Source organism: Fluctibacter halophilus (genome assembly GCF_020687825.1).
In the GTDB taxonomy this organism is placed as follows: Bacteria; Pseudomonadota; Gammaproteobacteria; order Enterobacterales; family Alteromonadaceae; genus Fluctibacter; species Fluctibacter halophilus.
In genome coordinates this window covers 205,726-220,872 of record NZ_JAJEWP010000004.1, presented here as the reverse complement: position 1 = coordinate 220,872, position 15,147 = coordinate 205,726, and the positions used below count along the sequence as shown (strand labels likewise).

Below are 15,147 nucleotides of genomic sequence, written 5' to 3'. Positions count from 1 at the left end.
CATGGTGATACTATAACCCTGCCATGACACGATCGGCAGCATCGAGGGTTTGTTCTATGATAGTACGATCATGGGCCAGCGATACAAAACCTGCCTCGTAGGAAGCGGGTGCAAGATAAACACCTGCGTCCAGCATACCGTGGTAGAAACGAGAGAATTGCTCGACGTTACAATTGATCGCCTGTTGGTAATTGGTGACCTTATCAATGTCGGTGAAAAACACACCAAACATGGAGCCGGCGTAATTTACCGTTAACGGAATACGGTGCTTTTTGGCGCAATGGCGGAAGCCTTCAGCCAGCAGCCGGGTGTTGTCGGTCAGCGTGTCGTACAGCCCTGGTTGTTGCAACTGTTGTAATGCCGCCATGCCGGCGGCCATGGCAATCGGGTTACCCGACAAGGTACCGGCCTGATAAACCGGACCACTGGGAGCAAGGTGCTGCATGATTTCTCGCTTACCACCAAATGCGCCGACCGGCATACCACCGCCAATCACTTTGCCCAGACACGTGAGGTCCGGTGTAATGCCGTAACGTTCCTGGGCGCCGCCACGGGCGACTCGGAAACCGGTCATGACTTCGTCGAAAATCAGTACTGCACCGTGCTCGTCGCAGATACTGCGTAGCCCTTCCAGAAAACCTGCCACTGGCGGGATGCAATTCATGTTGCCTGCCACCGGCTCAACAATAATACAGGCAATATCGTCGCCATGGGCGGCAAATGCTTCGCGTACACTGTCCAGATTGTTGAACTCGACGGTCAGTGTGTGTTTGGCATAGTCGGCAGGAATGCCGGGGGAGCTGGGAACACCGAGCGTAAGCGCTCCGGAACCGGCCTTCACGAGCAAGGCATCGGCGTGGCCGTGATAGCAGCCTTCAAATTTGAGGATTTTGTCTTTGCCGGTGAAACCGCGGGCTAGGCGAATCGCGCTCATGGTCGCCTCGGTACCACTATTGACCATACGCAGCATGGCCATTGAGGGCACCATCTGACTGACCAGCTCGGCCATGGTGACTTCGCCTTCTGTGGGGGCGCCAAAACTCAGGCCATTCTGGGCTGCGGCAATCACCGCCTCGCGAATGGCCGGGTTGTTGTGACCCAGTACCATGGGACCCCACGATTGCACATAGTCGATGTATTGTTTGCCATCGGCATCGACAATGTAGGGACCGTCGGCTTTTTCAATGAACGGCGGTGTACCACCAACCGCTTTAAAGGCTCTGACCGGGGAATTTACGCCACCGGGAATGTGTATTTGTGCGCGTTCGAACAGTTTTTCTGATTGATTCATGAGGGTAAATGACTTTTATTGCTATACCAGTTAACGGCTCTGTCAAACTTGCTGACAATGTCCTCCACACCCAATGTTAGGGCAAACAGCGCCATTCGGATCAACACGCCGTTATCTGTCTGACGGAAAATCGCCAGGTTGGGGTTCATATTCAGATCATTGTCCAGCTCATTGGCATCCGCTCGAGAGTCCCTTGGAAGCGGGTGCATAATGACCGTTTTCGACTGGAAGTGTTTGGTGTAAATGTCCTGATTCAGGCGGAACTTGCCACGGTAACGGTTGGCTTCCTCTTGAGAGGGAAAGCGCTCTTCCTGGATCCGTGTCTGGTAACAGATATCTGCGTCGACACTGCCTTCCAGTTGCTCCGTGACCGTGACGCGATGGCCAGCGCTTTCCAACGTAGCGCGGATTTCTTCCGGCATCCCCAGCTCCTTGGGGGAAATCAGGGTGAAATGCACATTGTTGTACAAACTCAGTAGCTTGGACAGGGAATGCACCGTACGTCCGAATTTGAGGTCGCCAATCATGGCAATGTGCAAACCATCAATGCTGCCGCCGTGATACTTGATTTCTTTTTCAATCGTGAACAGGTCGAGCAACGCCTGGGTAGGGTGTTCATTCGGCCCGTCACCGCCGTTGATCACCGGTATACGGCTGCCCTCGGCAAATTCGCTGACTGAGCCTGCCTGGGGGTGTCGCATGGCAATCACGTCGGAGTAACCACTGAGTACCCTGGCAGTGTCGTACAGGGATTCCCCTTTGGCCAGGGCAGAATTACTCATGCCGGTGGTTTCGCGAACCTCACCACCGAGCAGGTTAAATGCCGTACCGAAACTCACCCGAGTCCGGGTGCTGGGTTCAAAAAACAGGTTGCCAAGAATGGCGCCATCCAGAACCGTGGTGCGCTTTTCGCGCATGGCATAAGGCGTCATCCGTGCGGCGACATCAAATACTTTTTGTATAGAGTCCCGGTCAAATTGATTGACCGATAAAATGTGGTTGCCTTTGAAGTTCATCTGTTCACTAGCAAGGTCAGTGATGGTTGGCTGCTGAGTGTATCAAAAATCTGTTTAAAGGGAGTGGTTTTGCGCGCAGTGAGGGTGAAAAAATCCCAATTCAGCGGTCGAGATGAATGCCCTGCCATCGTTACACGGATCCCCGCTGCTATCCGTTGTTTTGTCTGTGACGTATCAACACCAACAGCGATTCAACACTTTCCTCAACCAGCAGGTTTTGTCGTGACGGTGGTAAGTCGAAGGGCAAGCCCAAAATACTGCACATGTGGAAGTCACTTTTCAGCAAGTTAAAGAAAACGCTCGCCCAGTGCTCTCCCTCACGTTGATCCTTTACCCCTTCTACGTGTCGGGCCAGAAACGTCGCTACCACTTCCATGGCCTGCTTTGGACCGGCTTCATAAAACAGTTTGGCGGCGTGAGCGGCATTGTTCACCTCTCCGATCAGGACACGGTGCATGGCAATGACACTGGGATCCAGCAGCAGTCTGACGAACTGGTGGGCTATCTGACGCAACGCGGCGGGCACATCATCACAGTGTGCCTGTAGGTGCTCACTGTCGAGCTGGTATTCTTCACACTTGGCGCGGATGGCGGCGGTGAACAGTGCATCTTTGTTGGCGAAATGGGAATACACCGTTTGCTTGGAAACACCGGCACGGTTGGCCACTTGATCCATCGACGTATTGGAATACCCATGTTGCAGATATAACTCGCTGGCAGCGAACAAAATGTCTCGCCGCTTGGCAACGCTTTTGGGACGACCCACTCGCACATTGCTGAGCATGTTGGATAAGGGGCACCCGGTTGATTTGTGTTTACTGCACATGGTGTATTTTAATTATCAAACTGGACGGTCTAGTATTTATATACTATTCTAGTCCGCATTACAAATCCGACAAGTGCCTGCAGGCACCGTTTGCAAGGAGTCTGGCTTCGTGAAAGCGTCCCGTTCGACATTGTTTTTGGCGTTAATACTTCCCACGGTAGGGTTGGTGGCATTATTGGTGGCTGCCGGTAGCGGGCAAACCCAACCCAGCCCCACCACAGTGAAACAGCATGTGGTTGATGTGATGGCGGTTGATGTGCAGCCCAGTTATCAGCAGCAGCGTCTGGTGTTCGGACAGGTGGAAGCAACACAGTATACCCAGATGGGGTTTGAGTTATCCGGTACCGTCAAACAGGTGTACGTGGATGATGGGCAACCGGTGCAGCCTGGTACGGTATTGGCCGAACTGGATACCCAACGTTTACACGCCCAACGTAAACAGGCCGTCGCTGCACTGGACAGGGCAACGGCGAACGCACGACTGGCTTCCTTGTCACAACAACGAATAGCCGATCTGGTGACCAAAAAGCTCGAATCCAGACAGCGCCTGGACGAAGCGGAGCAAAGTCTGGCGGTTGCCAACGCCGGGATCACGGAAGCCCAGGCGCAGGTCGATCGGATTGATGTGGAGCTGTCGAAATCCGTCCTGATTGCACCCTATCAGGGCACTGTCGTCAATCGACAGGTTGACGGTGGTACAACGGTGGCCGCTGGCCAGCCGGTTCTGGCGCTACAACAAGCCACCCAGCGCACATTGCGCTTTCCTTTGCCGAGTGACAAAGCATTGTCGTTAATGGTTGGCCAGGGGGTTACCGTATTGGCCGCCGATGCTAAGGGCCACTACGGTCAAGCCATTGATGCTACAGTGGATGCCATTTCCCAACAACGTGACCCACGCACTCGTACAGTGGATGTGTTGGTCAGCACCACAGGTGATAGTGAGCCCTTACTTCCAGGTGATACGCTGGCAATGCCACTGACGCGCACTGTACAAGCGCGCGGAAGTTGGGTGCCGAAAAGTGCACTGAGCAGCGGTGTGCGGGGATTGTGGACGGTATTGACCGTGGCCGGTGAGGGCGCCCAGGAAGTGATACCGGTCAGCGTTGAAGTGATGTTTGCCGACGGTGACAGAGTGTACGTTCGCGGTCCATTGTCCAGTGGTGACTTCGTCGTCGTGCACGGTACGCAACGGTTGGTGCCTCATCAGCAGGTGGTGGCCCGGACGGTCGATGCAAAACTGACCGCGGGAGTGCGCTGATATGCCTGTGCCTGTCTCACGAGTACCGTGGTTTTCGGCGTTTTTCCGCCATGGCCACCTGCTGGCGCTGTCCATTGTTATTCTGCTGGTGGCCGGCATTTCAGCCCTGTCGACTCTTCCCCGTCTGGAAGATCCGCGTATCGATACGCGCAACGTGTTGGTAATCACGCCGTATCCGGGGGCGTCGGCACAGCGGGTAGAGGCACTGATCAGTGACGTACTCGAGGATGAATTGCGTCAGCTGTCTGAAATTAAAGAGATCAAGTCTACCTCCCGCGCAGATATCTCGGTGATCAATATCGAGCTACAGGCCTGGGTCGACAACACCACCAACGAACAAATCTTTTCCAAGATCCGCGACAGCCTGTCCGATGCCCGCCAGCGGTTCCCTGCCGGAGCGGGTGACCCCGAATTGGATGAGAAACGTGGCGCGACATCTTTCACTTTGCTGCTTGGGCTGGGTGCGCCCGAAGGCGGGCAGGTCTCTATGCCATTGGTCAGCCGCCTGGCAGACGAACTCGCGGACCGATTGCGCAATGTTCCCGGTACCGAGTTGGTGCGTATCTATGGCGACGTTGATGAGGAAGTGAGGGTCACATTGGATCCTCAGCAACTGGCGGCGACCGGCCTGACGCTGGAAGACGTCAGTCAACGCATTCAGGCGGCAGACCCCAAACTGCCCGCAGGTACACTCCGCTCCGCGCAAAATACGGTGCGTTTACAAGTGGCAGAAGCGCTGGACGGACTCGACATTGTGCGCAGTATTCCGGTGTCTTCCAACGCCGTCGGTGGCACACTGCAACTGGGTGATATCGCCGACGTGGAGAAAGCCTGGCAAGTGCCCGAGCGGGATATCGGTCTGCTCAACGGGCAGCGGATTGTCTACGTGGCAGCCCGGATGCAGCCCAGCGTCAGGGTCGATACCTGGACGGAAGCGGCGATGCAGGCGGTCAATGGGTTTGAGCGCGAATTTGCTGCCAGTGTGAAAACCGATGTGGTGTTTGAGCAAAATCACTACACCCAGGCGCGGCTGGGAGAGCTGACCCAAAACCTGTTGTTGGGGTGTTTGGTGGTGATGATGGTGGTGATGCTGTTCATGGGCGTTCGCAGTGCATGGATTGTCGGGTTGTCATTGCCGCTCAGTGCCGCATTTGCCTTGTTCTCCCTGAGTTTTTACGATGAGCAGATTCACCAGATGTCGATTTTCGGCATTATCATTGCCATTGGCCTGTTGATCGACAATGCCATCGTGATAACCGACGAAATCCGCAGTAATTTACTCGATGCTTCCAACTCGCGGCTGGATGCGTTGGTGATCAGTATTCGACATTTGTTCGGGCCACTGCTGGCTTCAACCCTGACCACCGTACTGGGCTTTATGCCGATTTTCCTGTTACCCGGCAACATCGGTGATTTCATCAGCTCAATTGCGATCAGCGTTGTGATGGCACTACTGGGGTCGCTGTTCATTTCCATGACCATCATTGCTGCACTGGCGGCCCGATATTTGCCGCGGGGTGATGTCCATGCGTCACTGCCCTGGTATCGCCGCGGCATTGATATACCGGTGTTGAGCCAGAGCTATCGTCGCTTCCTGGAGCGCGCGCTGACCCGTCCATTGTGGGTGTTGTTGTTCACCATTGCGCTACCCTTGGCCGGATTTGGTCTATCCACCCAGTTGGGCAATGTGTTTTTCCCCAGTGCCGATCGGGATCAGTTTGAAATGTATGTGTGGATGCCGGCTGGTACGCCACTGGCGCGCACTGAGCAGATGGTTGAAACCATTGACCAGCAACTGCGACACACACCGGGTATTGACCAGGTCAACTGGCTGGTGGGGGGCTCTGTGCCCTCGGTGTATTACAACCAGGTTATGCTCAAGGACAACACACCCCATTACGCCCAGGCAGTGATCCATACCGACACGGTGAGTGATGCGGCTCGATTGGTTGGCGCGTTGCAACAACAGTTCGATGATGCATTGCCCGAGGCCAAAGTGATTGTGCGTGCGTTTGGTCAGGGGCCACCAATAGCCTCGCCCATCGGGGTTGAAGTGTATGGCAACGATCTTGAGACGCTCGATGTGCTTGGCCAACAGGTGCGTCGCCTGATGTCTGACATTCCGGGTGTCACACAGACCACCGCATCGATTACGTTAGGCGAGCCGGAGCTGGTGCTGAATGCTGACCGCCACACCAGTCAACTGGCGCAGTTACCGTTAAATACCATCGCCGCACAATTGCAGACCGGGCTGAACGGTAAATCCGGTGGCTCCATCTTGGAAGGTACCGAGGAAATCCCCGTGCGCGTGCGCCTGCCGGATGCGTACCGCAGTACGTTGTCGCACCTGGCCAGTACGCCGTTGGTGAATGTGTCTGGGCAGTGGGTGCCGTTACAAGCGTTGGGTGACTTTACCTACCGCGCCAGTCTGGCAGGTATAACCCGTAAAAACGGAGAACGGGTCAATATTATCGAAGGCTTTTTGTTGCCGGGTGCCAAAGCGGTGGATGTCAGCCGCGAAATCCAGCGTCGCCTCGACAGCGAAGGGTTTCATTTACCCGACGGCTATCATATCCGCCTGGCAGGTGACGCCGATGAACAACAGGAGGCATTGGGGTTGTTGGCCACGTATGCACCGGTGCTGCTTGTGCTGATGATCACAACGCTGATCCTGACCTTTTCCAGTGTGCGTTTCGCCCTGGTGATTGGCAGTGTGGCAGTACTGTCGGTTGGGTTGGGGATGTTCAGTCTGTGGTTGTCCGGTTTACCGATAGGGTTTAACCCGCTGCTGGGCTGTGCCGGTCTTATTGGTGTGGCGATCAATGGCTCCATAGTGGTGATTGCGGCCATTCGCGCCAACCCTGATGCCCATCGTGGCGATACCCAGGCTATCATTGCCGAAACCATGGGATGTAGTCGGCACATTTTATCCACTACGGTGACCACCGTTGGCGGCTTCATTCCACTGTTACTGTTCAGTGAAGGAACATTCTGGCCACCATTGGCCGTCGTGCTGGCTGGCGGTGTTGGCTTTTCGGTGCTGTTGTCTCTGGTTTATACTCCACTGGTAAGCGCCATTCTGGCGCGCAGAGAAGGGCGCCGGTGGGTCAAGATGGCAGAGCAACCGGCGTAACCAATACCTGATTGGGAGGTAAAATGGGGTTACGCACGTGGTGGAATACGTCTTGTCAGACGTGTCGACGTTACCGGGCAATCGTGCTGTGGGGCCTGTTGATGCTGATCCTGTACTTTGTGTTGTGGGGCTGACATGGACGATACCATCTGGGTAAAAGCCCACGCCAAACGTAACGGCCTGACCACCTTGATCATCGGCGGGCTAGGGCTGTTATTGTCAGCAGCCTGGCTTGCCTGGATGCCTTCGGCCTTGTTTCTGGCCGGAATTTTCCTGTGCAGCGCGGCATTGGTCACCCTGCTGATTGGCTGGTTTAAGTGTCGTGAACCCGTTCACAGTCTTGCTATTTCCCGGCAGGGGGTGCGTTTCCATCACCGCGTCGGGCAATGGTTTTTGCCCTGGCAACACATTCAACGCATAGACTCTCCCCGGTTAACCTCGGGGCTGGAGCAGCAGGCGTTGGATGTGGTAGGGATTAAAATTTCCGACTATGGCGCTTTTATAGCAACCTTATCCCCACGGCTGGCAAATCATTTATTGCAGGAACAGCGCCCGTTGTTACTCGGTGGTGAAGGCTGTGATAGTGGGCAATGCTATTCCGAGAATTTGTTGGAGCCGGATCGTTTCAAACTGGCCAGCGGCGAATGGCTGACCGGTATTCAGGCCATGTTTGCACACCGAATGAAGCGGTTCAGAGAGCGGTGGGGCTATGATGTGTTTATCTCTGCCAGTGCGCTGGATCGTGACACGCCGTCGTTTGTCGCTCTGCTCAGGCAATGCCACGATCAGGTGCGTCTTGATCCGCCTGAGCCAGATGGCGAATGATCGCCGATTGCACCAGTTCCGCCTCTAACACCAAGCCGGGAAGACGGGTCGTCAGGCCGTCGTATTGCTGACTCTTGAGCATGCCTTCGATCTCGTTACACAGGCTTTGTAGCTTGGGCACGCCGGTGTAGCAGCACACCCCATGAAGCTTGTGGATTGCGTCCTGTAACGGCTGATAGTGACGCTCGCGCCAATGGGTCTCTATTTCGGTAATGGCGTCCGGCAACTGGTCGGCGAACTCCTGCAATAAGTCCCGTGCCGCATCGACGTGCTGATTCGCTCGTTTCAATGCCAACGCCCAGTCCAGGCTGGGTAGCGACAGCGGTTGATGCTCTTCCTGCTGACACCAGCGCGCCAGCAATTCAATCAGTTGCGACAGGTCAATCGGTTTGGGCAGGTAGTCATCCATCCCCGATGACATCAGCCGACTTTGTTCTTCCTTGAACGCATGGGCAGTGACGGCAATGATCGGAGTGCCCAGATTATGTTTGGTTTGCCGTATCAGTTGGGTGGCCTGGAGACCATCGATGTTCGGCATTTGGACATCCATCAGAATCAGATCGTAAGGGTGCTGCTGACACAGCTTCACCGCGTCTTCGCCAGAGTAGGCCAGGGTCAGATTGATCGGTGACGGCTTCAGCCAGGTTTCCAATAGCCGCAGATTCATTTCCATGTCGTCGACCGCCAGAACGTTGACTGCGGGCAGGTTTTGGATTTGACTCTCAATGCGACTTTGTGCGCTTTCAGTCGGGCTGTTCAGCAAGGTATCGAGCTTGAGAGGCGTCAGCGGCATACTCAGCGTGGCATCGACATGCTCCGCCAACTGCGGGCGCTGTTGCAAAGGGTTGCTGCCGGAATAAAGCACAAAACGATGAGCTGCACTGCATTCGGTCAGAGCCGTTGCCAGGGTATCCCGATCCTCAATATGGGACTGCGGCATTGTGGCAATCAGCACATCGTACTGCTGCTCACCATCACATTCGGCCAGATTGCTCAGCAATCTGACGTTTGCGCCCATGTGGGTCAGCAGGTTGACACTGCATTCACCGGTCAGTGGATTGGGGTCAACCACCAGTACACGGGTCCCTTTCCAGTCGGGGTGATCGCAAAACTGACATTTTTTGTTCAACAAGGTGGTACTGATGGTGACGTCAAAACAGCTGCCTTGCCCTGGTTCACTGGACAAGGTGATTTTACCGCCCATCAGGCGTACCAGTTGCTGACAAATCACCAATCCCAAGCCAGTGCCCTGGTAGGAGCGAGACAGCTGGTCGTCAACCTGGGAGAAGGCGCTGAACAACTTCTTGCGGTCTTGCTGACTGATCCCAATCCCGCTGTCCTCGACTTTGAGTTGCAGGGTAAACAAGCCGTGTGCTTGTTCGCGACCACTGACACGTAAGGTGATCTGGCCGTCGGGGGTGAATTTCAGTGCATTGCTCAACAGGTTGTTCAGGATCTGTTTGATGCGGGTAACATCCCCGATCAGTTTTTCAGGCAACGGTTGCCAGTCGTACACAAATTCGAGCTTTTTCTGATGGGCAGACTTGGCCATGATCCCCACCATGTCCTCTAACAGATGGTTAGGAGAGAAGGGCTGGTTGTTGATCTGCAGTTTGCCTGCCTCGATTTTGGACACATCGAGCACATCATTGACAATACACAGCAGGTTGTCTGCGGCATTATTGATGATCCGCACATGTTCCTGTTTGTCATAGGGTAATGACACGTTTTCAAGCTCTTTACTGAACCCTAAAATGGCGTTGAGTGGCGTTCTGATTTCGTGGCTCATGTTGGCCAGGAACTGGGATTTTACATGGCTTGCTTTAATCGCGTCCTTACGGGCGATATCCAGACGGGCATTCTGCTCTTCGATGAATTCCATGTTGTTGCGCAGGTCGTTGGTGGCGTTTTGGATGTCCCGCTCCAGCTGGTTGCGGTTTTTGTCCATCAGCGCGAGTGAAAATAGTCCGGCCTCCAAAAATACCCCAACCTGAAAACAATAGGTGGTAAACGCGTTGGACGGGAATACATTGACCAGACTCAGTAACCCGATCAATGCCACACAGGCGAGAATGCTCCAGGCAAAAATGAAGTATCGAGCGGCATGGAAGTGGTTAAAGTAACTTTCAAACCCAGCCACCAGGTAGCTGGTAATGGCGATCATGCCGATCACGTAAACGATCCCGTTTTGCACCAGCGGTGGCAGTGCGCCCAGCAATGACAGTAGGCCTGAAACTACCAGTAACCCCAGGCACAGCTGCATCACCCGGAAGGATTTGGGCGCGGTGTGGCGGGCGTCGAGGAAGGTGATGGTAAACACCCCCGACCCCAGACCGATAAGCACAAAAATAAGGTCCATGTGCATGCTTAACCAGTCAATGACCCCTTTGGGCAGTAACACATGGGCATGCCCACCCCAGGAAAATTGCCAAATCAGCACAGTGAAAATATAGCCGACGTAGGCCAGCAGACTGAGTTCACGATTGGCGAAATACAGCACAAAATTGTAGATCGCCAATATCAGCAAGCCACCGTAGAAGACCCCCCACAGCAGGTTATCGAGGCTGGTGTATTTAACGTGCTGGGAAGCGCTCTGAATGTCGATGGGGGCGATCAGACTGCTGGAATGGCTCTCTATGCGAACAAACACTTCCAATGGCGTCGCGTAGGGCAGAGTGACAGGCATGGTTGGCGTGCGGTAGTGATTGGATGGGCGTTGCTTGCCCAGTGCACTGTGCTTGAGCAATCGACCTTCCTCAAGGACGTAAATATCCACTTTGTCCAATTGGGGAAAGGTCAGGTCGATGACCCAGTCTTGAGTATCGGTCACGTTGCTCAGTCGGGCATATAACCAGATGCCCTGTTCCTGAAAGCCGTAATTGGGGTTGGTGTTGATCAACCAACGAAATTCATTGCGCCGTTGCAGTACGTCATCCAGCGTGAGAGGGCGCTGGTCTTCAAACAATAACTGGAAGTGGGGATTCAGACGCACGGTGGTTTGGGTACTGATCAGTTGCAGCGACTGCTGCGCATTCGCCATTGCGGACACGAACAGACACATGATTGCCCAAATCCAACCTCTCATTGCCGATCATTCCTTCCGTTATGCTGTCCGATACGCCATTAAACCACTGCAGGATGCGCTCTGGCAATGTTGCAGGCAGTGTGGGTGGGCAATTGTGGGGCATTTCGATGCATAAACCCCCTGATTGGGGTACAGTAATGACCGATATCCGAACACGTCATCACATAACAGGTGAACAAACATGACAACCAAGTTGATCGGTTCAATGGTAATGGCACTGACTGCCACGGCTGTTGACGCCAAACTACCGCTCGAAACACTCACATTACCCCAGGGCTATAGCATCAGTATTTATGCACAGGGTGTAACCAATGCTCGTCAAATGGCATTGGGAGACGATGGAACGGTGTATGTTGGCAGTCGAGACGCCGGTCTGTTGCACGCTGTACAAGACAAGGACGGTGACGGTCAGGCAGAGTCGGTAACGGTGATTGCCAAGGGATTAAACATGCCTTCCGGTCTGGCGTACAGAGACGGTGACCTGTTCGTTGCCGAAGTCAGTCAGGTATTGCGCTACAAGGACATCGCTGAGCACCTCGACGGTGCCGAAGCCGAGGTGGCGATCAGTGGCTTACCCACCGACAAACATCACGGTTGGAAGTACATCGATTTCGGTCCTGACGGACACCTGTATGTTCCGGTAGGGGCGCCATGCAATATTTGTGAAACCAATGGCGGCAAGGAGTTTGACAATCCGTTGTATGCGTCAATCCTGCGTTTTGATCTGAAAGATCCCAAGCCAGAATGGGTTGCCCGTGGCGTGCGCAACAGCGTCGGTTTTGATTGGCATCCTGAAACGGGCAATTTGTGGTTCAGCGACAACGGTCGCGATTGGATGGGGGATGATTTGCCACCCTGTGAAATCAACCATGTCAGCGCGCCAAACCAGCACTTTGGTTATCCCTATTTTCATGGTGGCACCATTGCCGATCCGGAGTTTGGCGAGGGGAAAAAGGCCGAGGATTACGTACAACCGGCGCACAACCTCGGTGCTCATGTTGCGCCGTTGGGGATCCATTTCTACACCGGTAGTCAATTTCCCGAGAGCAGCGGGCAACGTCTGCTGGTGGCAGAACATGGTTCCTGGAACCGCAGCAGCAAAGTCGGCTATCGGGTGATGATGGCGCACATTGAACAAGGGCAGGTCACCGACTACACACCCTTTGTTGAAGGGTGGCTGAACAGTGATGATACGGTATGGGGGCGTCCCGTGGCGTTCCTGGCAATGCCTGATGGCAGTGTTTTATTGTCCGATGATTTCGCCGACGTGATTTATCGGATAAGCTACACAAAACCAGCCGACAACGGCTGACATTGAAAGACTCCAGGCGCCCCGGTAATGCGGGGCACACCTATGCTGACAACAACCACAATAAAGCAGTAGCAGTGATACGACTATGAGCGACGATATCAGTATTTCTTCCGACGGGGTGGAACAGCTTCCCCTCCGCCGCTTCACCGAGGACGCCTACCTCAATTATTCCATGTATGTGATCATGGATCGTGCCTTGCCACACATTGGCGATGGCCTGAAACCTGTGCAGCGGCGAATCGTTTATGCCATGTCAGACCTGGGCCTGAGCGCTAACGCAAAGTACAAGAAGTCGGCCCGTACGGTGGGTGACGTGTTAGGTAAGTTTCACCCCCACGGCGACTCTGCGTGTTACGAAGCCATGGTACTGATGGCACAGCCGTTTTCTTATCGCTATCCGCTGGTGGATGGGCAGGGCAACTGGGGCGCGCCGGATGATCCGAAATCCTTCGCCGCCATGCGTTACACCGAAGCGCGCTTGTCACGGTTCAGTGAAGTGCTGCTCAATGAGCTGGGTCAGGGTACCGTAGATTGGCAGCCAAACTTTGACGGAACCTTGCAGGAGCCTAAAGTGCTGCCTGCACGATTGCCGCATATCCTGCTCAATGGCGTCACGGGTATTGCCGTGGGGATGGCGACCGACATCCCGCCCCATAACGCCCGGGAGTTGGCACAGGCATGTGCCACGTTGCTGGACAACAGCAAAGCTGAACTGAGCGATCTACTGGTCCACGTACAGGGCCCTGATTATCCTACCGAAGCGGAAATCATTACCCCGCGGGAAGACATTCAGAAATTGTATGAAACCGGTCGTGGTAGCATCAAAATGCGCGCCTTGTACAGTGAAGAAGGTGGTGAGGTTGTGATCACCGCGCTGCCACATCAGGCCTCTGGTGCCAAGGTGTTGGAGCAAATTGCGGCACAAATGCAAAGCAAAAAGCTACCGATGGTCAGCGATTTGCGCGACGAATCAGATCATGAAAACCCCACCCGCCTGGTGATCACGCCCCGCTCCAACCGGGTGGATGTGGAACAACTGATGCAACACTTGTTCGCCACCACCGATCTGGAGAAAAACTACCGGGTCAATATCAATATGATTGGCCTGGATGGTCGCCCGCAGGTAAAAGATCTGCGTAGCATCCTGACGGAGTGGCTGCGCTTCCGCAAAGACACCGTTGTACGCCGTTTATCTCATCGCCTCGAAAAAGTGCTGGCCCGTTTGCACATCCTCGAAGGTCTGATGATTGCTTTTCTGAATATCGACGAAGTGATCCACATCATCCGGCACGAAGATGAGCCTAAGCAGGAACTCATGCGTCGTTTCGGACTGTCGGATAAGCAGGCCGAGGCGATCCTGGAACTGAAGTTACGTCACTTAGCCAAGCTCGAAGAGATGAAGATCCGCGGTGAGCAGGACGAGCTATCTGCTGAGCGTGATGAATTACAGGCCTTACTCGGTTCAGACCGTCGTCTGAAAACCCTGATCAAAAAAGAAATTCTGTCGGATGCTGAAAAATACGGTGACGACCGGCGTTCGCCGCTGGTGGAGCGCAGTGAAGCAAAAGCGTTGTCAGAAAAAGAACTGGTGCCTTCAGAAGCCGTAACCGTTGTTCTGTCCGAAAAAGGTTGGGCCCGATGTGCCAAGGGACATGATGTCGATGCGCCGGGACTCAGCTATAAAGCCGGTGACGCGTATCTGGACAGTGGTAAAGGACGCAGTAACCAGCCAGTGGTGTTCATGGACAGCTCCGGCCGCGCGTTTTCCTGTGATGCGCACAGTTTGCCTTCTGCCCGCAGTCAGGGTGAACCCCTGACAGGTCGCTTTAACATCGTGGGCGGCGAACTATTCCAGCATGTGATCATGGGCAAGGATGATCAACGCTTCCTGGTGACCTCAGATGCGGGTTATGGGTTCGTTGGGACGTTCGCCGATATGATCAGTAAGAACAAAGCGGGTAAGGCCTATTTGTCATTGCCGACCGCCGCAAAAGTGCTGAAACCAGTACCGGTCAACGATTTGCAAAACGACTGGTGTATGGCGATTTCCAATGAGGGGCGCATGCTGTTGTTCCCGTTGCGTGATCTGCCCAGTCTCGGTAAAGGTAAAGGCAACAAGATCATCAACATACCCGGTGCCAAGGCCAAGAGTCGGGAAGAGTATGTCAAAGTCATTGCGGTGGTGCCGGAAGGCGCCGATGTTAAAGTCATGGCAGGCAAACGCAGTATGACCCTCAGTGCCGCTGACTTACAACACTATCAAGGTGAGCGCGGTCGGCGCGGGAATAAACTGCCCCGGGGACTGCAGCGGGTAGACAGTGTCGAAGTGGTCACTGCGCAACCCGATGCGGTCGCTGAAGAGAGCCAGGACAGCGAACAGTAATCGGGTAGTGATTTCTCA

At 54.5% G+C, this 15,147-nt stretch carries 9 protein-coding genes; 5 read left to right on the top strand and 4 right to left on the bottom strand.

What is annotated here, in order from left to right:
* Nucleotides 1-10: 10 nt before the first annotated feature.
* The 3 genes from hemL to LJ739_RS14180 all read right to left on the bottom strand — a co-directional run bounded on the left by hemL (nucleotide 11) and on the right by LJ739_RS14180 (nucleotide 3,091).
* Nucleotides 11-1,291 (bottom strand): glutamate-1-semialdehyde 2,1-aminomutase, encoded by a 1,281-nt coding sequence (hemL, locus tag LJ739_RS14190; protein ID WP_229161531.1) that lies wholly within the window; start codon nucleotides 1,289-1,291, stop codon nucleotides 11-13.
* On the bottom strand, nucleotides 1,288-2,307 hold the full coding sequence (locus LJ739_RS14185; protein ID WP_229161528.1) for an aspartate carbamoyltransferase: 1,020 nt from the start codon (nucleotides 2,305-2,307) through the stop codon (nucleotides 1,288-1,290). The genes hemL and LJ739_RS14185 overlap by 4 nt, the downstream gene beginning before the upstream one ends.
* 148 nt (nucleotides 2,308-2,455) lie before the next feature.
* Nucleotides 2,456-3,091: a TetR/AcrR family transcriptional regulator gene (locus LJ739_RS14180; RefSeq protein WP_229161525.1), complete on the bottom strand. Its 636-nt coding sequence runs from the start codon at nucleotides 3,089-3,091 to the stop codon at nucleotides 2,456-2,458.
* Nucleotides 3,092-3,242: 151 nt separating this feature from the next.
* Here LJ739_RS14180 and LJ739_RS14175 point away from each other — a divergent pair, with 151 nt between their 5' ends.
* The 3 genes from LJ739_RS14175 to LJ739_RS14165 all read left to right on the top strand — a co-directional run bounded on the left by LJ739_RS14175 (nucleotide 3,243) and on the right by LJ739_RS14165 (nucleotide 8,349).
* Nucleotides 3,243-4,391: an efflux RND transporter periplasmic adaptor subunit gene (locus LJ739_RS14175; RefSeq protein ID WP_229161522.1), complete on the top strand. Its 1,149-nt coding sequence runs from the start codon at nucleotides 3,243-3,245 to the stop codon at nucleotides 4,389-4,391.
* A gap of 1 nt (nucleotide 4,392) precedes the next feature.
* On the top strand, nucleotides 4,393-7,524 hold the full coding sequence (locus LJ739_RS14170) for an efflux RND transporter permease subunit (RefSeq protein WP_229161520.1): 3,132 nt from the start codon (nucleotides 4,393-4,395) through the stop codon (nucleotides 7,522-7,524).
* A 135-nt stretch (nucleotides 7,525-7,659) separates the two neighbouring features.
* Nucleotides 7,660-8,349, top strand: a complete 690-nt coding sequence (locus LJ739_RS14165; protein WP_229161517.1) for a DUF2982 domain-containing protein — start codon at nucleotides 7,660-7,662, stop codon at nucleotides 8,347-8,349.
* On the opposite strand, the gene LJ739_RS14160 is transcribed toward LJ739_RS14165, so the two are convergent.
* A complete protein-coding gene (locus LJ739_RS14160) occupies nucleotides 8,294-11,434 on the bottom strand; it encodes a hybrid sensor histidine kinase/response regulator (protein WP_229161515.1) in 3,141 nt (1,046 codons plus the stop codon). The genes LJ739_RS14165 and LJ739_RS14160 overlap by 56 nt on opposite strands.
* Nucleotides 11,435-11,615: 181 nt before the next feature.
* On the opposite strand from LJ739_RS14160, the gene LJ739_RS14155 reads away from it, so the two are divergent.
* Entirely contained in the window at nucleotides 11,616-12,746 is a 1,131-nt protein-coding gene (locus tag LJ739_RS14155; protein WP_229161513.1) for a PQQ-dependent sugar dehydrogenase, read from the top strand.
* 85 nt (nucleotides 12,747-12,831) lie between these two features.
* Nucleotides 12,832-15,129, top strand: a complete 2,298-nt coding sequence (gene parC / locus LJ739_RS14150; protein ID WP_229161511.1) for a DNA topoisomerase IV subunit A — start codon at nucleotides 12,832-12,834, stop codon at nucleotides 15,127-15,129.
* The last annotated feature ends 18 nt before the right edge of the window (nucleotides 15,130-15,147 follow it).